Source organism: Saccharothrix sp. ST-888 (assembly GCF_000955975.1).
Lineage (GTDB): Bacteria > Actinomycetota > Actinomycetes > Streptomycetales > Streptomycetaceae > Kitasatospora.
Genome location: NZ_JYJF01001046.1, coordinates 1 through 280 on the forward strand (window position 1 = coordinate 1; position 280 = coordinate 280).

Sequence of the window (280 nt, forward strand, 5' to 3'; positions counted from 1 at the left end):
TGTCCACCGTCACCGCCGGGCCCTCGAACCCGAAGGTGTACGAGAGGCGGCCGGAGACCACGGCGGCCGCGTTGCCGGTGAGCATGTAGCCCTCGACGCAGTCCGGCAGCTCGTCCGCCACCGCACTGTAGCCCGAGGCGGAGGCACCGACGAAGACCCCGACCGCTCTGCCGCGCAGGGGTCCCGAGTCGATGCCCGCCCGCTCGAACGCCTCCCAGGACGTCTCCAGCAGCAGCCGCTGCTGCGGGTCCATGGCCAGCGCCTCGCGCGGGCTGATCTC

1 protein-coding gene is annotated in these 280 nt (G+C 72.9%); it reads right to left on the bottom strand.

The features are described from left to right. Nucleotides 1–280 (bottom strand): beta-ketoacyl synthase N-terminal-like domain-containing protein (locus tag UK12_RS35525; protein ID WP_045307358.1); only part of this gene is annotated, 280 nt, incomplete at both ends.